Annotated in this window: 10 protein-coding genes and 2 pseudogenes; 11 read left to right on the forward strand and 1 reads right to left on the reverse strand. The window is 45.7% G+C overall.

Annotated features, from left to right (window positions below; genetic code table 11):
• Positions 1 to 254 precede the first annotated feature (254 nt).
• From MSWHS_RS06955 to MSWHS_RS07010, 11 genes and pseudogenes are all read left to right on the forward strand, one after another.
• On the forward strand, positions 255 to 1793 hold the full coding sequence (locus tag MSWHS_RS06955; RefSeq protein ID WP_048158882.1) for a class I SAM-dependent DNA methyltransferase: 1539 nt from the start codon (positions 255 to 257) through the stop codon (positions 1791 to 1793).
• On the forward strand, positions 1790 to 2989 hold the full coding sequence (locus tag MSWHS_RS06960; protein ID WP_052722639.1) for a restriction endonuclease subunit S: 1200 nt from the start codon (positions 1790 to 1792) through the stop codon (positions 2987 to 2989). Before MSWHS_RS06955 ends, MSWHS_RS06960 begins: the two co-directional genes overlap by 4 nt.
• Position 2990: 1 nt before the next feature.
• The gene (locus MSWHS_RS06965; RefSeq protein WP_048158883.1) at positions 2991 to 3794 is read left to right on the forward strand and encodes a TIGR02391 family protein; all 804 of its coding nucleotides are present in this window, start codon (positions 2991 to 2993) and stop codon (positions 3792 to 3794) included.
• Positions 3795 to 3799: 5 nt separating this feature from the next.
• A complete protein-coding gene (locus MSWHS_RS06970; protein WP_048158884.1) occupies positions 3800 to 5908 on the forward strand; it encodes a DUF262 domain-containing protein in 2109 nt (702 codons plus the stop codon).
• Positions 5908 to 9345 (forward strand): DEAD/DEAH box helicase family protein, encoded by a 3438-nt coding sequence (locus tag MSWHS_RS06975; protein WP_048158885.1) that lies wholly within the window; start codon positions 5908 to 5910, stop codon positions 9343 to 9345. Before MSWHS_RS06970 ends, MSWHS_RS06975 begins: the two co-directional genes overlap by 1 nt.
• Positions 9346 to 10467: 1122 nt before the next feature.
• Entirely contained in the window at positions 10468 to 10956 is a 489-nt protein-coding gene (locus MSWHS_RS06980; protein ID WP_231585623.1) for a helix-turn-helix domain-containing protein, read from the forward strand.
• A gap of 590 nt (positions 10957 to 11546) precedes the next feature.
• A complete protein-coding gene (locus MSWHS_RS06985; RefSeq protein WP_231585714.1) occupies positions 11547 to 11921 on the forward strand; it encodes a superoxide dismutase family protein in 375 nt (124 codons plus the stop codon).
• Between the two features lie 103 nt (positions 11922 to 12024).
• Positions 12025 to 13323: a hypothetical protein gene (locus MSWHS_RS06990; RefSeq protein ID WP_048158886.1), complete on the forward strand. Its 1299-nt coding sequence runs from the start codon at positions 12025 to 12027 to the stop codon at positions 13321 to 13323.
• Between the two features lie 266 nt (positions 13324 to 13589).
• Positions 13590 to 14016: pseudogene (locus MSWHS_RS06995) on the forward strand (B12-binding domain-containing protein); the annotation flags it as partial.
• A gap of 63 nt (positions 14017 to 14079) precedes the next feature.
• Positions 14080 to 15483, forward strand: a pseudogene (mtbB, locus tag MSWHS_RS07000) ([dimethylamine--corrinoid protein] Co-methyltransferase).
• A gap of 41 nt (positions 15484 to 15524) precedes the next feature.
• Complete coding sequence (locus MSWHS_RS07010) at positions 15525 to 17057, forward strand: APC family permease (protein ID WP_231585624.1); 1533 nt, start codon at positions 15525 to 15527, stop codon at positions 17055 to 17057.
• Positions 17058 to 18664: 1607 nt separating this feature from the next.
• Here the strand turns inward: MSWHS_RS07010 and MSWHS_RS07020 are convergent.
• On the reverse strand, positions 18665 to 19993 hold the full coding sequence (locus tag MSWHS_RS07020) for an ATP-binding protein (protein ID WP_048158887.1): 1329 nt from the start codon (positions 19991 to 19993) through the stop codon (positions 18665 to 18667).
• Between the last annotated feature and the right edge of the window lie 695 nt (positions 19994 to 20688).

The following is a 20688-nucleotide window of genomic DNA, read 5'->3' on the forward strand; positions in this document are numbered from 1 at the left end:
AAGATGATTTATGGTAGTGGAATGTATCCTTCAATTTGAAAAAATTGTGAAAAAGAGCAAGAGTTAAAAAGATTCGCGGATATACCTGAACAGAAAATCCTTAAAGAAGAACAATCGAAGCTAATCGAAACCCTTATTATTGATACTAATTGAGAACAGATGTCGGGCTAAAAAATGAATGAAAATAACGTTAATCGAACCGTAATTGATGAGCAGTATACGAGACTGCAAACTGGGATTATAGAGGAATAAAAATGATTAATGGTGAACTGAAAAACAAAATTGATGGCATCTGGAACGTTTTCTGGTCTGGAGGAATCTCCAACCCTCTCGAAGTTATCGAGCAAATTACTTACCTGCTGTTTTTAAGGCGATTGGATGACCTGCACACGCTGGAAGAGAACAAATCCGCACGGCTCAAGCGCCCTATGGAGCGCCGTGTTTTCCCTGAAGGCAAGGACCCGAAAGGCCGCCCCTACGAGGATCTGCGCTGGTCCCACTTCAAAAACTTCACCTCTGCCGAGATGTTCACAGTTGTCGATGAGCACGTATTCCCCTTCCTGCGCACCCTCGGAGGCGACGATTCCACCTACGCAAAGCACATGGAAGGTGCTCGTTTCACTATTCCCACGCCTTCGATGCTATCAAAGGCAGTTGACCTTCTGGACAGCGTGCCCATGGAGAATCGCGATACCAAGGGAGACCTATACGAATATATGCTTGGCAAGATCGCAAGCGCCGGCCAGAACGGCCAGTTCCGTACCCCGCGCCACATTATCCGCCTGATGGTGGAACTAACCGCCCCCCAGCCAACAGACATTATATGCGATCCTGCATGCGGGACAGCCGGATTTCTCGTAGCTGCGGGCGAATACCTTCGAGAGTACCATCCGAACATCCTGCACGATGAGAGGCTGAAACAGCACTTCCACTACGGGATGTTCCACGGCTTTGATTTTGATAACGTCATGCTCCGAATAGGCAGTATGAACATGCTCCTGCACGGCGTGGAAAACCCTGACATCCGCTACCGCGACTCCCTGGCTCAGGAAAACTCCAGTGACGAAGAAGCCTATACTCTGGTGCTTGCCAATCCACCATTTGCAGGTTCGTTAGACTACGAAAATACTGCAAAAGACCTGTTGCAGATCGTCAAGACCAAGAAGACCGAATTGCTTTTCGTCGCCCTTTTTATGCGTCTGTTAAAGCCAGGCGGTCGGGCGGCTGTTATCGTTCCGGACGGCGTGCTCTTCGGCTCAAGCAAAGCCCACAAGGAACTTCGCCGTATGCTTGTCGAGGAACAGAAGCTTGATGCAATTGTTTCACTACCAGGCGGCGTTTTCAAGCCCTATGCCGGAGTTTCCACTGCCATTCTCCTTTTCACCAAAACAAATTCAGGCGGCACTGACAATGTTTGGTTCTATGACATGCAGGCCGACGGCTGGAGCCTTGACGACAAGCGCAGCCCGCTCCTGGACGAGGAAAAACTTGGTCCTGTTCCCTCAACCGAGCTTACCGAGGAGGATCACGTCAAAAACAACCTGCCTGATGTGCTGGCTCGCTGGCAGGAACGCAATAACAACGAACTCAAACGTGCCCGAACCGAGCAGAGCTTCTGCGTGCCAAAAGCCGACATCGCAGCCCAGGGCTACGACCTTTCCCTCAACCGTTACAAAGAAGTGGTACATGAAGACGTTGAACACAGGACCCCAAAAGGGATACTCGAAAGCCTCGCAAAGCTGGAAGCTGAGATTCAAACAGGGATGAAAGAGTTAGAGGAGATGTTGGGATGACTATGGATCAGGTTTCTTTAGGAGAGATATGCAAAGAAATCTACCGATATCCAACTTATTACGGCATAGAATACTTGGATATTGGAGTTCCAGAGGTAAGAGGGGAATTGATAACTGCGGATGGGAATATTGACTTGGACAGGCAGAAATGGAGATTCATTTCGAAAACAACAGCATCAAAATTTCCCCGGACGAGTCTGGAGGAAGGAGACTTGGTTATGTCTGTCCGTGGAACAATAGGCAAAGTTGGCATAGTACCCCGTGAGCTTTGTGGTGCCAATATCACAGCCAATCTCATTCGTATGTCCCCCAATAAACAAAGAGTGTATGAACGTTACCTCTGGCTGTATATGCGTTCTCCTGAGTTTCTGAATTCCTTAGATAATGAATCATCCTCAACAACAATCAAAACGATCAAGGCTCCTAATTTGAAAGCTCTCCGAATTCCACTTCCCCCTTTAACGGATCAACAGCGAATTGCAGATATTCTGGACCGTGCGGAGGCTCTTCGAGCCAAACGCCGAGCCGCCCTCGCCCAGCTCGATGAACTTATTCAATCCATATATATTGATATTTTTGGAGACGCAGTGTCCAATCCAGTGGGATGGCAGAGATATCCTTTAAAGAACTGCATCAAACATGTCCAAATCGGTCCTTTTGGATCACTTTTACATAAAGAAGACTATGTTTATGGTGGCATTCCACTCATAAATCCTATGCATATTGAAGATGGAAAAATAATTCCCGACCCAAACCAGTCTATCACTATGCAAAAACACGCTGAACTTCAGCTTTATCAACTCCGACAAGGTGATGTGATTATGGGTCGTCGAGGAGAAATGGGTCGATGCGCAATCGTAGGACCAGAGCACGATGGAATGCTCTGCGGCACCGGATCTCTGTTCATCCGTCCTGATGAGAGCAAAGCTACTGCTACTTACCTACAAGCAACGCTTTCAAGCTCATCTATGCGTAAGCGTTTAGAAGATTTTTCTCTTGGAGCCACGCTACCGAATTTGAATCGAGGAATCGTTGAAGAATTGGCTATTTCTCTGCCACCCATTGAACTGCAACACGAATACGCCCACCGTATCGCCGCCGTAGAGAAACTAAAAACAGCGCATAAAGCCTCGTTTGCAGAATTGGACTTACTCTTTGCCTCTCTCCAGTACCGGGCTTTCAAGGGGGAACTATAAGATGAGTGCCGTTCCGCAATTCTCAGACGGCCAAATTGAAGCACTGGCGAGATTGCTTGGAGAATGCGGAAATGGCGATGATATTTCCCGAGTTATAAGCAATCGTGGTTTGGTGGACGAATCGCGCCAATCTACAAAATGGAGACGGCTTAATTGGGTTTTTCTTAATTGTCAACGACAGCATGGTTGTACGAATCAGATCATTGACTTCATTCAATCTTTCCTAGATCCCACTCGTTTCGTTGGGCGCAATGACGAGTTCGAAGCAAATCGCCAGCAACTAAACACTATACTTTCTTTCTCAGGTTTGGAATACGGTAAGGATGGCAGATTCCGACAGTGTGAGACTGCGAAAACTCTCGATGAAGCTGAAAAAAGGGTACGAACTATCCGAGCAAAGTTTCAGGGAAGGCGCATACATCCAGAAGTCTTGAAGTATTGCAGGCCTGAGCTTCTGCAGGATAATTATTTCCATGCAGTATTTGAAGCTTCGAAGGGTCTGGCTCAGAGGATACGTGATCTTTCTGGAGTGCAGGCAGATGGAGCTGCTCTTATTGATAAGGCTTTTTCAATAGAGAAACCGATCCTGGCGATTAATTCGCTACGAACTGAAACCGAAAGGTCTGAACACAAAGGTTTTGCTTTACTTTTAAAAGGCTGTTTTGCTGGTGTCCGTAATCCGTTAGCTCATGGACCAAAAATACTCTGGCAGGGTGAAGATGATGCTGCCGATTATCTTTCTCTTATCTCACTCCTGCATAGAAAACTGGATGAATCTACCGTAACAGGACTAAAAGGAGACTGATTTTTGTGAAAGCTACTGAAGCCAAATTACTCGATTTTCTCAAAAAATCCCCCCAATTTGTGATTCCTATTTACCAGCGCACATACTCATGGACTGAAAAAGAGTGCAGGCAGCTATGGGATGATATTCTTCGTACAGGTAGTAGTGATGAAATCTCAGCTCACTTTGTTGGCTCTATTGTCTACATAGAAAAAGGAATCTATCATGTAACCAATCAGTCTCCTCTGCTCGTAATCGACGGTCAGCAGCGTCTGACCACAGTAACCCTGCTGATAGCAGCTCTTGCCAGAGCGCTGGAAAAACTTGATGAGGAAAAACGTGAGCCTCTGGATGGATTTTCTCCCCGCAAACTGCGCAATTATTATCTGCTTAACCCGGAGGAAGAAGGAGAAAAGTATTACAAACTTATCCTTTCGCAGACGGATAAGGATTCGCTTACCTCTATTGTCGGCAACAGAGAGCAGCCAAAAGAATATTCTCTGCGAGTGATGGAGAATTTCAAACTTTTTGAATCGTGGATTGCTGGGTGTAAAGACAATCTCATGCCTCTGTGTAAAGGGCTGGCCAAACTTATAGTAGTTGATATCGCACTCAACCGCGATCAGGATAATCCACAGCTTATTTTTGAAAGCATGAACTCAACCGGCAAAGAACTCAGCCAGGCCGACCTGATCCGCAACTATATCCTGATGGGGCTGGAACCGCAACTGCAGACAAGGCTCTATGAACAGTTCTGGCGGCCAATGGAAGTGGATTTCGGACAGGAAGCCTACAGTGAGCAGTTCGACGGATTCATGCGCCATTATTTGACTGTAAAAACCGGGGAGATTCCCAGAATTGGGGAAGTCTATGATGCGTTTAAGGTTCACGCCAGTTCCCAAAAAACAGCACAAGCAGGAGTAGAAGCACTTGTAGCCGATATCCGGATATATTCTCGATACTTCTGCGCTATGGCACTGGGAACAGAGACAGATCCCGGTCTGAAACTGGCCTTCCATGACTTACGCGAGCTTAGGGTAGATGTGGCCTATCCATTCCTGCTCGAACTGTATCACGACTACGCAACCGGAGTGCTGTCCAGGGAAGATTTTGTTGCAGCAGTTCGGCTGGTGGAAGCCTACGTGTTCCGGCGCGCTATCTGCTCTATCCCCACAAATTCAATGAATAAGACCTTTGCAACCTTTTCCAGAGCACTCAAAAAAGATCGTTACCTCAAAAGCATCCAGGTATATCTTCTTCAGTTGCCTTCGTATCGCCGCTTTCCAAACGACGAGGAATTCCGGCGTGAATTGCAAATCCGTGACCTCTACAACTTCCGAAGCCGTAGTTATTGGATAAGACGATTGGAAAACTACGGACATAAAGAACGTGTGCTGGTAGATGAGTACACCATCGAGCATATCATGCCACAGAATGAGAACCTCTCCACAGCCTGGAAAACGGAACTTGGCTTGGAGTGGAAACGAATTCATGAGACATGGCTGCATACTCTTGGAAACCTCACACTCACTGGCTACAACTCTGAGTACAGTGACCGGTCTTTCACTGAGAAATCTGATATGCCGGGCGGCTTCAAGGAAAGTCCGCTCAAACTCAATAAAGGACTTGGTCAGCTCGACCAGTGGAACGAAGACTCTATCAAAGAAAGGGCAGGTAGGCTGGCAGAAATAGCTCTTGATGTATGGACAATGCCAAAGCTGGCTACCGATATCATTGAGGCGTACAAGCCAAAGGCTGCCGCATCTGGTTACACAATTGAAAACCATCCACACCTGCTAACTGGAACCATGCATGAGTTGTTCGAGGCCTTCCGTAAGCAAGTGTTAGCCCTCGATCCCTGTGTAACTGAGGAGTTTCTCAAGCTTTATGTCGCCTACAAAGCTGAGACTAACTTTGTGGATGTGGTGCCACAAGCTAAGCGGCTGATCCTGTCACTCAATCTGCCTTTTTCTGGCATAAACGATCCCAAAGGACTCTGCAAGGACGTTTCAGACATCGGGTGTTGGGGCAACGGTGATGTAAAAGTAGGCTTGAGATCGCTGGATGAGCTACCCTATGTGATGGGTCTGGTGCGACAATCTTTTGAGCGACAAATGGGGAACGGAGGAAATTAATGACCAATTTTGCCTTTCTCGAAGCCGAATGGCCTTCTTTGTATGAGGCAGCCATAAAAGCCTCAAATGCAGTTTATCCTGACCCGCGAACTGCCTGTTTTTACGTTCGCAGGGCTCTGGAACTGGCTGTGCAGTGGATGTATAAGCACGATTATTCCCTGCTCCTGCCGTATCAGGATAATTTGAGTGCTCTTATTCATGAACCTACATTCAAGAAAGCTGCGGGAGAGGCAATCTTCAACAAAGCACGGGTCATTATCCGGCTTGGAAATCAGGCTGTGCACAGCAACAGTTCAGTCCTGGTGGATGATTCAATAACAGCAGTGCGTGAACTTTTCCACATCAGCTACTGGCTGGCACGCACCTATGCTAGGGAAGGGAGGCCTGAATCGGGACTGAGCTTTAACCCTGAAGATCTGCCAAAAACAACTATTCCGAAGCAGACGATAGAGCAACTTCAGAACCTGGAAACCAGCCTGCGCGAAAGGGACGAAAAACTCTCTGAACTTCTGGCCGACAAATCCTCACTGGACGAAGAACTCAAACGTCTGCGGGCCGAGGTTGCAAAAGCAAAGGAAGCTTCAGCCTTACAGCCGGATACTCACGATTATTCCGAAGCTCAGACCCGCGACTTCTTCATTGATATGCTGCTTAAAGAGGCTGGCTGGACACTGGACCAGCCACGCGACCGTGAGTTCGAAGTATCCGGCATGCCGAACGAAAGCGGGGTCGGCTTTGTAGATTACGTGCTCTGGGGTGACGACGGAAAACCCCTTGCCTTGGTGGAAGCAAAACGCACCAGAAGAGATCCGCGTGTGGGACAGCAGCAGGCAAAACTCTACGCCGACTGCCTGGAAAAACAATTCGAGCAGAGGCCAGTGATCTTCTACTCAAATGGGTACGAACACTGGATATGGGATGATTCCAGCTATCCCCCGAGGCAGGTGCAGGGCTTCTACAAAAAACCTGAACTGGAACTGCTAATCCAGCGGCGCAGCAGCCGCAGACCTCTCGCCAGGGCAGAGATAAATCCCGCCATTGTTGAACGCTACTATCAGACCCGTTCTATCCGCCGCATCGGAGAAGCCTTTGAACAGGACAATGACCGGAAAGCTCTGGTAGTAATGGCAACAGGCGCCGGTAAGACCCGAACGGTGATCGCACTCTCCGATCTGCTTATGCGCTGCAACTGGGTAAAACGCGTGCTGTTCCTGGCCGATAGGGTAGCTCTGGTCAACCAGGCGGTAAATGCCTTCAAAAAGTACATGCCCGACTCCGCACCTGTGAACCTGGTCACGGAAAAGGACACAGAGGGGCGAGTGTTCGTTTCGACATATCCGACTATGATGAAACAGATAGAAGAGATGAGCAATGGACAGCGCCGCTTTGGAGTTGGACATTTCGACCTTGTAATTATTGACGAGGCGCACCGCTCGGTCTTCAAGAAATACAAAGCGATTTTCGACTACTTTGATTCACTGCTTGTGGGCCTTACAGCAACGCCCAAAAATGAAATTGAACGCAATACTTACAGCCTCTTTGACCTCGAAACAGGTGTTCCCACCGACGCCTACCATCTGGAAGAAGCTGTAAAAGACGGTTTTCTGGTCCCTCCACAAGCAGTTTCAGTGCCCCTGAAGTTCCAGCGCCAGGGGATCAATTACGACGAACTCTCCGATGAGGATAAGGAACAGTGGGATGAGCTAGAATGGGACGAGGACGGCGAAATCCCTGACCGGGTAGAAGCCGAAGCCGTCAACAAGTGGCTGTTTAATAAGGACACCGTAGACAAAGTTCTGGCGCACCTGATGGAGCGGGGGTTGAAAGTCGCTGGCGGTGACCGCCTGGGTAAGACCATTCTCTTTGCCAAGAACCAGGCTCATGCGGAGTTTATTGCCGAAAGGTTCAATGCCAACTATCCACATTTCAAGGGTGAGTTTGCCCGTGCCATCACTTTCAAGGTCGAGTACGCCCAGAGCCTGATAGATAATTTCTCGATCAAGGAAAAAAACCCTCATATTGCCATCTCGGTGGACATGCTTGACACCGGAATTGATGTGCCAGAGGTCGTGAATCTGGTCTTCTTTAAAATGGTGCGTTCAAAGACAAAGTTTTGGCAGATGGTGGGACGCGGTACCCGGCTGTGTAAGGACCTTTTTGAACCGGGAAAGAACAAACAATTCTTTTATCTTTTTGATTACTGCCAGAACCTGGAGTTCTTCAGCCAGAACCCGGAAACCACCGATGGTTCACTGGGTGATTCGCTTGGCACACGTCTGTTCAAATCCCGGCTTGAATTAATTTCCGAGCTGGACAGGAAACTTGAAGCTGACATCGAATTCGGAGTCGGCGCGGAGACCTCGGAAATATATGGTGAACCAAAAACAGAAGCTGAAGTTCGCCACTCGATTGCCGAAATGCTGCACAGTGAAATTGCCTCCATGAACCTGGACAACTTCGTAGTGCGTCCCAGGCGGCGGCTGGTCGAGAAATACTCCAGGCCCGAAACCTGGCTAAAGCTGTCCAGGGAAGACCTCTCCGAACTTTCCCATGAAGTCGCAGGCCTGCCCTCGGAACTGCAACCGGAAGCCGAAGAAGCAAAGCGCTTTGACCTCCTGGTCCTGAACCTGCAGCTGGCTTTACTGCGTGCCGAGCCCGCCTTTGAGCGCCTGCGTAACCAGGTAAGAGATATCGCCGGGCTTCTGGAAGAAAAAACGACTATCCCAATGGTGCGTGACCAGATGAATCTAATTCTGGATGTGCAGACCGAGGAATGGTGGGAAAACGTTACAACTCCCATGCTGGAAACGCTTCGACGGCGTCTCCGTGACCTGGTAAAACTGATAGAAAAACACCGCAGGAAGCCTATTTATACCGACTTTGAAGATGAAATGGGCAGTGAAACCGACGTAGAATTGCCAGGCTTTGCTGCATCCGGAGATTTCGAGAAGTTTCGCGCCAAGACAAGGGCTTTCCTTCTGGAACATCAGGACCAGGCCGTAATTCATAAGCTCAGGATGAATGAGCCACTAACTGCATCTGATCTCGATGAGCTGGAGCGGATACTCTCTGAAAGCGGATTGGGAGGCCCGGAAGAAATTGCCCGTGCCAAAGAGGTATCACATGGGCTTGGCCTCTTTGTACGTTCACTGGTAGGGTTGGATAGGGAGGCTGCAAAACAGGCGCTTGCCACATTCCTCTTAGGCAAGACTTTTAGTGCAAACCAGATCGAATTCATAAACCTGATCATAAACCATCTTGCAAAACACGGTGTGATGGATGCTGCACTGCTTTACGAATCACCATTTACTGACCTTACAACGCAAGGGCCTGACGGACTCTTCACCTCAACCCAGATAGATGAGCTGATATCCGCACTGGAGCAGATCAAGGCAACAGCACTTGCATCTCCGGTTTCGCAACAAACCACAGCTTGAGGGTTTTTGAACTGCTTCGGAGAATTTATAAAGGAATTGTCGCCGCAGTGAGGCGACAATTGAGTTGAACACTCTCAGGTCGTTCATTTGCGAGGAGAAGACTCCAAAAATTATGAAAACTTTGTCTGGCTGAGAGAATTATGCAAGAACTTCTTGCACAAACTCCTGCTTATTGGCCGCGTATGAAAATTGCGAGAAGAAGCTTGAAGGAAAAGGGGTAATACGGGCAGGAAATTGTCGTATCACTGATACAACAATTCGATGAGCTAATTGTCTACGCACTGCGTAGACAATTGATCTAAAAGTTTACCCGATGACGAAAATTGATAGGGAAAACTCAAGGAAAAAAGGTGTAATACAAACAAGAAATTGTCTCCGCACTGCGTAGACAATTGATCCTGATATACTTCCGGAAGCTCATGTGCTAGGAAATAATCAAAAAATCTAGGGTCTTTGGTCGGTTGAGAGAGAATTGTGCAAGAACTTCTTGCACAAACTCCTGTTTGCACCTGCGACGGAGGATCGATTTCTCCGATTTGTTCCCGGAAGAAGAGATTATCGTGACACTGTCACGACAATTAAGTTGGTCCAATTTTTGACTTTCCTCCCCAAAAACATTGTTTACAAACTGATTTTTAATCCGAAGAATAAACTACCACCTACTCAGATTTTCCATCCAAACGCGAAAACTTATATTCTATCCTGAGTTTGACAGTTTGATTTTTATGTTGAAAGATTGTTTTCATATCTGTTGGAATAATAAGTAATATTATTTCAACAAATTTTTGCCCATTTTTTACGATTCAATTTGACAGATGATTCTCTTTCTCTTGATAGCTATTTTCATAATTTTTGATCAAATTTTTGGTATCGAATTTGACAGATAGCATGAATCTCAGATAAAATATAGATACTATCCAAAAAGTCAGGTGCCAAAAGTGCCAAAATAGGACAAAAATCTCTACTAATTTACCTTATAGTGATTGTGTAGCTGGAAAATCAGAGGCAATTTGATGAAATTTATGAATACTGTCAATTGATTTTTGACAAAAAATCGAAGCTTCTCACTAACTTTAATTTATACTGTCAAACTAAGGTTCTATTCGTATATTATTGGAATTAATGCATTTTTCCAGAACCGAACTCCAAACCATCGCAGAACTCGCAAAAGGCAACACCTCAATAAGCACCGTAGCCGAAGCTCTCAATAAAAGCGAAAAGCACGTCTACCGAATTGTGCAAAAGCTTGAAGAAAAAGACCTTGCCGCCCTCTCATTAGGAGAAATTATCCCAAAAAGAGGCACCTTGATGGTCAGGTTGACCCGGATTGTCGATTCGTACCCGAATTTGATATATGTTCTGGCAGATTCCGGAATCCCTATACTCGTCTCTCTGCTTGAAGCAAAAACTGTGGATGAAATCATTGAAGAGACGGATGTGAAAAAGAGTACTGTCTATGCTTTATTAAAAAAAGCCTTAAAGATAAGCCTGATAAAAAGAGACGGGGAACGTTATGTACTCAATGAAAGGATCTGGAGAGAGGTGCCAGACCTGCTCAGGGAAATAAGGGAGAAAGGTTGCTTGACCCGCGAGTGCCCTATAATTCGGTAATATACTACCGGGACCAGGGTGAGGTCATTTATTCCAGTAAATATGGCAGGGATTCTGGAGAAAAGACTGGGTTTTCGGTCTTTGAAAAGGAGGGGATCAAACTCCTTTTATAATTACCCTGGATATATTTGCTTGAGTCACTAATAAAAAAGTCGTCTTTTTCCAAAATGGTAAAATATTCGCATGATCAGGGATTTTTTGAGTTAATTTAGGCTTCAGAGTATAAATTTTGTATTATAATAACTTTTTTATATTATCTTGCCGTTTATTTGTCCAGGAGTATGTCTGGAACGGGGAGACGGAGCATTTTACTTGACCAGTTACAGGATGGGAGATTATTATTCATCTCATCCATGGGTTAACAGGCAGACTTCTTTTACATTAAAATTTTTACATTAAAATTGTCACTTTTAAGGGGGAATAAGCTGATGAAAACTGGATTGATATTACTGATGGCTATCTCGACAGTACTGATGTTTTCAACTGTGGGCTCCGCCCAGGAAAACTCTACAGACAGTGCTGCAGCTGTTCTGAAGGACGCGAATGGCAGTACTGTAGGGTTCGCCACCTTTACCGAGGACGCCTTTGGCATGGTTCGAATTCAGGTCTTTGCTAGCAACCTGACACCGGGCCTGCACGGCATCCACATCCACGATAAAGCGAATTGCACAGGACCGTCTTTTGCCTCTGCAGGCGGACACTATAATCCTCTGGGCAAAGAACATGGGCTTGACAATCCGAAAGGTCCCCATGCCGGTGATCTACCCAATTTCTTCGTGGGGCAGGATGGTACGGGATATATGGACGTCACTACTAACCTTGTGACGCTGTCACCCGGAAAGACCACGCTATTTCCGGCCAACGGTACCTCACTGGTCATCCATGCCGATCCTGACGACCAGTTCACTGATCCTTCCGGCAACAGTGGTGCCCGGATTGTCTGTGGAGTCATCGAAAAAAGATAATTTTTTTCCTTAACCTTATTTTTTTTAACACGGGCTGAACGTGAATAATGACTGAACGTGAATAATAATACTTATAATCTCATTGAATGTATCCAGAAGATTGATGGTAGACAATCTGGCTGCAGATAAAAACAATGTGCTTATTGAACGTATTTTCCAGGTTCACGAATCGCCCTTTAAAGTCGTTCTGGCAATAACCGGTGGAGGAGCCGAGATTCTCGGGGAATTGCTCCGCCACGGCAGTGGCTCTGCAACAGTACTCGACGCGGTTGTTCCATACAGTACAGATGCAATGGACCGGTTCCTCGGCAGGAAACCTGAAAAGTACTGCTCAGAGAAAACTGCAAGGTTGATGGCGATGGTTGCTTACCAGCGGGCCCTGGAACTGTCGAAAGGCTCCGGCGGGCCTGCAGACCCGGAAGTAATCGGAATCGGAGCAACCTGCAAGCTTAAGGCTGCAAACGAGCGGGAGGGCAGGAAACACGAGGTCCACGTTGCCATCCAGTCAACCCGTGAAACAGGGGTCTGCACACTTGAACTGGCAGCAGATCGGACAAGGGAAGAGGAAGAAAAGATTGCTGCTCTCCTTATTTTCAATGTACTCGCCCGTCACTGCGGCGTTCCTGAAATCGATTTGCAGGACGGGATCGGGGCCGCGGAAGAGAGAAGGAAAAGGACAGGAAAAGAGGGAGAAGAGGTAATTGAAGAAGTTATTGAAAAATATGATTCCGTTTCCTGGGTGGTAGGAAATCTCCTGAAACAGCAGAGCTGCATCCCGGAGAGTTCCTGCAAAACAGCTGGAATGGCAAGGATCAATCTTAATGAAGTAAAAGCTTCCGAAGAGATAAAGCCCAATGAGACTAAACCCGAAAAACCTGAAGAAATAAAACTCGTATTCTCAGGCTCTTTTGACCCCTGTCACAAGAATCATGTATTTATGGCGATGTGTGCTTCGAAGGAATATAATGCGCCCGTCCACTTCGAAATCTCTTTGACGAACGTTGACAAGCCCCCTATAGATTTTATCTCACTGAGCCAGAGGCTTGATTCATTGAGGAAATACAAAGGTGAAGCCTTTATGGGCGGGGTTTGCCTGACCAACGCACCGCTCTTCCTGCAAAAAGCCGACCTTTTTCCGAACAGCACCTTCATCATCGGGGCAGATACCTTCAACAGACTATTTGACGCAAAATATTATGGCGGCACAGTAGATACACCCGCCATTTTAAAGCACTTTAAAGAAAAGAATGTCCGGTTCATGGTGTTTCACAGGAAATCAATTGAACTGTCCATAAACCCTGAGGTCCTTGATTTTTGCGAAATAATCCCGGTTGACGAATACGAAGACGATGGGACTTCGTCGAGGGAAATCAGAAAGAGACACAGGGGAACACAGAAGTAAAAATGAAATGTGATGTATATAAGGGGCAGCAACCTGCTGCATAAATTCCTTTTTACCATAACCGGATTCCTGTTTTTTTAAAAATTCTCATTCTCTGGAAGAACGAAGGACTACATTACTTTTTTCAAACATTCGTAACATTATAACATTATTACTTTAATCTAGGAAAAAGTTAAATAGATTGAATAGGAAAAAACTTACCGTCTTCCGATAAACTCCGAGAGACCATTCACTGTTATTTTGAGATGAAAAAGGGACCGAATAAAATGGCAGATATTGAAGGATTGCTCCACGAAATTGCCGATGCGGTAATCTCCTGTAAACAAGAAAAAGTTCTCGAAGAGGTTGAAAAAGCAAAGGCTGAGCTCCCACCGGAAGAAATCATTGAAAAAGGGCTTTCAGCAGGCATGAATCAGGTAGGAATTCTCTTTGAGAGAGGGAAACTCTTCCTGCCACATGTGATGATGGCAGCCGATGCAATGACAGCAGGCGTTAAACTGCTCGAAGAGAGCATGCCGACAGGTACCCGGGAAAAGAAGCCCGGAGTAATTGTAAACGGGACTGTTGAAGGCGATGTACACGAAATAGGCAAGTCGATCGTCTCAACCATGGCTGCAATCTGCTGGTTTTGAAGTCCACGACATAGGCAGGGATGTTCCTATCCGGAAGTTTGTCCAGAAGGCAAAGGAACTCCTGCTTTGAACCCCTAAATTTCAGTTTAAATTTAACAGGTTTTGTTCAAAAAAGGAGGAAAAAATGGTAATTGAGTATGCTCTGAGGATGGGAGATGGAAAGAGAGTTTTCCTTACCAGAGAAAAAATTTTAAGCGAAATCGAAGCCGGCTCTGGAAACGCTGCAGACCTTGGAGAAATCCCCGATCTTGGTGCTGATGAAATCGACAGGCTTGCAGAAATCCTTATGATGCCCGGAAAAGCCGTCAGCGTTGAACATGGCATGGAAGTGCCTGTAACTCACGATATAGGCACAATAAGGCTTGATGGAGACCAGGGCAACAGTGGAGTTGGAATTCCTTCCAGTCGGCTTGTGGGTTGCATGACGCATGAGAGAGCCTTTGGAGCCGACACAATGGAACTCGGACACATTGATTACAGTTTCAAGCCGGTAAAGCCCGTAGTCGCAAACGAGTGCCAGGCAATGGAAGTCTGCCAGCAGAACATGATCATCCCGCTCTTTTATGGGGCAATGCCAAACATGGGGCTTTATTATACTCCTGACGGGCCCTTCGAAAACCCCGGGGACCTTATGAAAGCCTTCAAGATCGATAAGGCAAAAAATTCCATGGAACATGCAGCCGAACATCTTACAAGGGATACGGTCTGGGTTATGCAGAAGCTCTTTGCCTCAGGGGTAGACGGGGTCAACTTTGATACAACTGCAGCAGCCGGAGATGCGGATATGTACGGCACACTCAATGCAGTTGAAGTCCTGAGGGCTCATTTTCCGGAAATGTATATTGAAATGGGCATGGCAGGTGAAATGGTGCTCGGGATGCACGGGGAACTGGAGTACGATGGAGTTCGCCTTGCCGGACTCTGGCCGCATGAACAGGCACCTCTGGCAGCAACAGCCGGTGCAAACGTCTTTGGTCCCGTGGTCAACACCAACACAAGCAAGACCTCAGCCTGGAACCTGGCACGGGCTGTCACATTCATAAAAGCGGCAGTAGAAGCGTCTTCAATTCCCTGTCACGTGAACATGGGTATGGGTGTAGGCGGAATCCCCATGCTTGAAACTCCCCCGGTAGATGCGGTTACAAGAGCAAGCAAGGCAATGGTTGAGATTGCCGGCGTAGACGGCATATAGATCGGGGTCGGCGACCCGCTGGGGATGCCGATTTCCCACATAATGGCGTCGGGGATGACTGGGATCAGGGCTGCAGGCGACCTCGTTGCAAGGATGGAGTTTTCAAAGAACATGCGCATCGAGGAGGCAAAAGAGTACGTGGCAAAGAAGCTTAACGTTGAAACATTGGACCTCTCAGACGAACATGTCATGAGAGAACTCCGTGAAGAGCTTGACATTGGTGTCATCACCTCCGTGCCAGGAGCTGCAAAGGGCATTGCTGCAAAGATGAACATCGAAAAACTGCTCGATATAAAGATCAACTCCTGCGAAACTTTCAGGGCACAGATTGCCTGAAACGGGTTCTTAAAGAGAAATTTTGAAAACAGGTGATTTTTTTGAAAGATAATACCCCCCAATCTAAATCTCAAATCGACTGGCAGTATGCAGAGGAATGCGACAGAGCAAGCTGTGACTTGAAAGGACTTGAAAGGTCCATTGACTGGAAACAGGGGCTTGCAATTGCCCTCGGCGTCCCTTTACTGATCCTGCCCTCAATAGGCTATTTTACAGGTTACGTCTGGGCTTTTTCAATAGCTGTATGGGGCCTGACCATTTTCCTGGGCTTTTTCCAGAACCTTGCATTCGGAGAGCTTGCAACTGTCTTTCCGAAGGCATCCGGCCTGCCAGGATACACACAGACCGTTTTTGGCTCGAATTCAAACAAACACAATAAAGGAAAGTTTAAGTTAGGGAAATTCATTGGCGGTTTCAGTGCCTGGAGTTACTGGTTCGGCTGGAGCCCGGTGCTTGCAATCTATGCAATCCTTATCGGAAGTTATCTCAAGGGTCTTATCCCTGCCTTTTCAGCCATTCCTGAGACCCTGCTCTCCTTACTGGTCGGAGCTGTGATTTTCGGGTCTCTTGCCGTTATAAACTCAAAAGGGCTCAAGAACGGAGCAAGGGCTGGATACATCCTGGCTGTTGTTTCCCTGATTCCTCTTATCGTTATTACCATCGCCCCGTTTCTTACGGGAGACTTCCACCTTGCTAACATCACAGGCTCCTGGTTCCCAACGGACTGGACCTGGGATCTGAAACACATCCTTATCCTCTTCGGGATTTTCGCAATGGCTGAATGGAGTGCCTGTGCCTGGGAAACCGCAGCAATTTACGGCCCCGAATATAAGAACCCGAATACTGACACTCCAAAAGCGCTGCTGGTCTGCGGAGGAATCTGCCTTGTGCTCTATGTGCTGGTCCAGACCTCGGTTATAGGCACGCTCGGAGTTGAAGGTGTGCTTTCCGAACCCGTATCTCCGATGCTTCCTATTGCCAACCTCACGCTTGGCACACTTGGGGCTTCAATTGCAATTATCATGCTTGTAGGGGCAATGCTCCTTATCATCCAGACTGCATTCCTCTCCTCGGCAAGGTCAATCTACTCGATGTCAGTTGAAGGCAACCTACCCTCATTCCTGAGCAAATTGAACTCCCACGGGCACCCTATGAACGCAATGATTGCCGACGCCCTGTTTAACATGGGCCTTATCCTGCTCGGGACCCCGACCGCAATTCTGGCAGCTTCTGCAATCGGATATATCTGTGCAAATGGGATAAGCCTCTATACCTACGTAAAGGTAAGAAATGACCCGGAACTCTCAAAACTGGACAGGCCCTTTAAAGCCCCGAAAGGCTGGAAAAACATAGCACTGGCAACTGCCATTTTGAATATCCCCTTCTTCCTTGTGGGTATTGTATACCTCAACAGCCTCGAACTTGGCTGGGCTACAACCGGAATCGGTTTTTCAGTACTCTGTCTCTATATTCCGCTCTGGTTCTATTCCCAGAGAGAGACAAAAAAATCAACTGAAGCAAAAGAAACAAAAGCTGCAGAAAAGGAAGCGGTTTTAGCCGAAAGTTCTGCATGAAAACTGAAACTTCAGCATGAGAAGGTCCGGGACCATTCCCTGGAGATTTCGCGATCCCAGGTAGCAGTTTCTGACCGCAAATTCAACCGGAACAGGAATGTTCCGGGTTCTCTTATTTTCAGGTTCTCTTATTTTCAGGTGCTCCCTGATTAATGATGTTCTTTGATTACCTGGTTGATATTATTCAGAATATCCGAAGCTGGAGTCGTTTGTTTTTTCTTATGAGTCTTATAGGACTGAAAACATCTCTTTTGCCCCGGGAGAAAAATAGTAACAGGTTAATTCATGCTGGTATTTAAAGAGAAACGGAATTCAGAAAGTCTTCCAGACCCGAAAAACGCTTCCCAATACCCTGAACGTTATTTAATTCACAGGTAAATATAGGGCGCCTCCGCCAGCTTGTCTGGCGGTCCGTTGAAAAAAAAGAAAGAAGTCGAAGGGAAAAAGAAGTGAACGGGAAGAAGACAGAAGAAACTTGAAAAAGGTTACTTATCATATAGAGTAATTCTGTTTTGTTCATCCTTACTATTTTTCGGGATAATTCATCGACAGGATTTTTCTGCCGCTTTTATTTTGATTTTTCTGGCTCTTCGCTATTTCGAGTGGGTAATTTATATTCATATTCCAGTTTGTGAGCAACACATATTAAATTTAAAAACATTTCTTGTATAAAATCACAGACAAGATCGATGTTTATATTTTTGGAACAGAAACTTTCCAACTATATAGTAATTTTTAACCCATACAAAACAGCGAAGAGCCATTTTTCTTCTTTTTTAACTTCATCGGAATGGCCGCTCTTCGAGCGTGACAGGAACGACCCGATATAGCTAATAACGTTGCACTGGTGAATTATTTGTAATTCAGTCCTCCTGAGCGAATCTCAGCTAAAACCCATCAAATAGTCCTCTTGTGTAAAGCTCACTACTAAAAACCAAAAAGTAGTCCTCTTGAGCGCATTTCATTATTAACATTCACAAACATCCATAATTTAGTCCCCTGAGCAAAGCTCACTGATAAAAACCTATAAAGTAGTCCCCTTGAGCGAAGCGAAAAGGACCTCGTGCTGTTGCACTTGCAGTGCAACTCCCAGAAAATCTTCGATTTTCTGTGATCCCGAAGCGAAACTCGGGCGAATCGCAATTCGGGTGGTAGAGCGAATAATGTTGTACGGGTAAGAGTTCTAAATTTCGAGCCAATGTTTTTTTATTCAAAAACATCGACCTTTTAATGGAGTATAACCTGATTAATTGGTTGGTATTACTTCATAATGGCCGAGAATAGCATCTCTTGTTCTTTCTTTTCACGCGCCGCGCTTCGCTTGAACCTGCCTTCGTACGTAGATATAAACGAACTCAATAGCCGGGATGGGGTTTCTAATACTAGAATATCAACCATGGAGCCGGAGGCAATCTTTCAGCTCCTGCTTTTATTTATTCTATCAGTAATCAGTCCTTAATAACAGAGAATAGAAACTAAAGAAAAATAATAGTAGCAGAAAATAAAGCAGCAGAAAAATAAGAATCGAAGAAAAGTAAGAATCGAAGAAAAGTAAGAATCGAAGAAAAATAAGGAGTGTAAAATCAGGATGAAGAGGGATTGACTGATTATTCCAGCATCCACTTCCATACAGAATTAATAATTATTCTTTTCTTTTCCCCGTCTTTGCCCGAGATCTCCATGACTCCTTCATCGTCCATGGTAAGGATAAGCCCCTCGTTAAGCCCGTATTCTTCCATGGCTGCCATAAGTCCGAGAACCTCCCGTTCTCTTACTGCCGGGCTTCCGAAGTAGACCGAGACCTGAATCGCAGCCTTAACAGCCTGGCTATCTGTTTCGATTATAAGGAAATCACATTCTCTCCTGTCCCGGAAATATGAGACCTGCTTGCCCTGCCTGAGCAGTTCAAGAAACACAAGGTTTTCAAACCTTAATCCCAGGCTGTCCGGATAATTGGGATATACGGTCTTGAAGAAACCCGTATCTCCGGCATAAACTTTGCATGGGACATCTTTTTCTTTCCCGTTTTCAGATAAGTGGTTAAACATGGGAGTCCTGTACAACAAAAAAGCCTCTTCCAGATAGTCAAGGTAGTTGCGGATAGTATCCTCGTTATCTATCCCACTCACTTTTTTCAGTGTGTCAAGTGAGTATTCCGATGCCATGTTTGAGATAAGGAATACTGCAAGTCTTTTCAGTCCTTCTGCGTCCTGAATATTATGCCTGGCAATAACCCCGGTCTGCAGGGTTTCCTCAAAATACTTCCGGGAAAGTGTGGGATTTCTATCTTTTATTACGCCAGGATAGCCGCCATTGTCGAAATAATGCAGGAACAGGCACAGCATTTCATCGCATCTGGAAGGTGTGAGAAAGTTAGGCTTTGGGACCCTGAGCCCTTTTAGAGTCAGGTATTCTTTAAAGGAAAAAGGTAAAAGTTTGAGGATCCTGTTTCTGTCTGCAAAGAGTGAAGTAACCTCCTGACTCAGGATATTTGCGGAAGAAGAGGTTACAAAGACCCTTGCTCCTTTTCTATTAAGCCTGTCAACCCAGCTTTCCCAACCGGGGACATTATGAATTTCATCAAGGAAATAGTAGACAGCTCCTTCTGCATCCGGGGCTTCATAAGGTTCTTTTTCATTTTCATTCGTTTTTGTGTAAACTTCAGTCGCAATTTCCTCAATTTCCTGAAAACATTCAGGTTCTAATTCTTCAAACCTGCTGTGTCCAAAATTAATGTAAACCTTCCCTCCATGCACAAGACTTGCTACATACTTTAAGAAGGAAGTCTTGCCCGAGTGTAGCGGACCATAAATCAAATTGATCTCACGCCCGTCCAGGCAGGGGGATACTGGAATGTTGCGCAGGATTAGATTAGAGGGGCTTTGGAAAAAGATTTTGTGGTCAAGAACCAGGGAAAGAATTTTGAGTCTTTGCATATGATCAAGATAGTTTGGGTGGTAAAACTATATAGTTTTTCTGGCAGAGACTACATGTCCTGAAAAAAGTTGAATGTGTGTGATTCTTAAAAAAGCAAAAATAAAGTAGTATTTCTAATTTAACGGGTGATGAGTGGTGAAGTAATGTGATTTCCTTGACATCTACTGGAGGAAAAATACTTTTTTGGCTGCAAACCAATTTAAATTTCGGCAAATAAAATAAAATTGCCTCATATTTGATAATAACAATGTAGAAGTTTTAAGATTAAAAATAATTTTTTTTAAATAGATTACATAACAGGACAAGGTTGATTGAATGCGATTATACTTGGATAATCTTTTACATATGTCGGTGTGACAAAAATATATAGTTTTATTGATTTTCCGGAACCTATCCGGAACTCTTAATCCTTTTCAGGCTCATATATCGTTTTCTGTCTTCCGTATCTTACACACACAAAATACTTTTTCTTTATATGAAAAAGCATAAAACCCCTAAACGAAAGACTCGGGGGTTTTACGCTGCATTCTATAAAAGGTGTCCGGAAAATTATTTATAATAATAAAAGTCAATCATACTTTGTATTTCTGTGGTAAAGAAATACATGAACAAGTTCTTCGCTATCTTTATGATCATCACTCCATCCTGGCGTTATATGAGCTGGTCGTTTCATAGATGAGCGAAGGACTGCAAG

It is taken from the genome of Methanosarcina sp. WWM596 (assembly GCF_000969965.1).
GTDB lineage: Archaea > Halobacteriota > Methanosarcinia > Methanosarcinales > Methanosarcinaceae > Methanosarcina.

Excerpts from the sequence above, each read along its gene's own strand:
- MSWHS_RS06990 (WP_048158886.1), top strand. The coding sequence starts at position 12,025 with ATGGTAGACAATCTGGCTGCAGATAAAAACAATGTGCTTATTGAACGT.
- MSWHS_RS06980 (WP_231585623.1), top strand. The coding sequence starts at position 10,468 with ATGCATTTTTCCAGAACCGAACTCCAAACCATCGCAGAACTCGCAAAA.
- MSWHS_RS06960 (WP_052722639.1), top strand. The coding sequence starts at position 1,790 with ATGACTATGGATCAGGTTTCTTTAGGAGAGATATGCAAAGAAATCTAC.
- MSWHS_RS06955 (WP_048158882.1), top strand. The coding sequence starts at position 255 with ATGATTAATGGTGAACTGAAAAACAAAATTGATGGCATCTGGAACGTT.
- MSWHS_RS06975 (WP_048158885.1), top strand. The coding sequence starts at position 5,908 with ATGACCAATTTTGCCTTTCTCGAAGCCGAATGGCCTTCTTTGTATGAG.
- MSWHS_RS07020 (WP_048158887.1), bottom strand. The coding sequence starts at position 19,993 with ATGCAAAGACTCAAAATTCTTTCCCTGGTTCTTGACCACAAAATCTTT.
- MSWHS_RS06985 (WP_231585714.1), top strand. The coding sequence starts at position 11,547 with ATGGTTCGAATTCAGGTCTTTGCTAGCAACCTGACACCGGGCCTGCAC.
- MSWHS_RS06965 (WP_048158883.1), top strand. The coding sequence starts at position 2,991 with ATGAGTGCCGTTCCGCAATTCTCAGACGGCCAAATTGAAGCACTGGCG.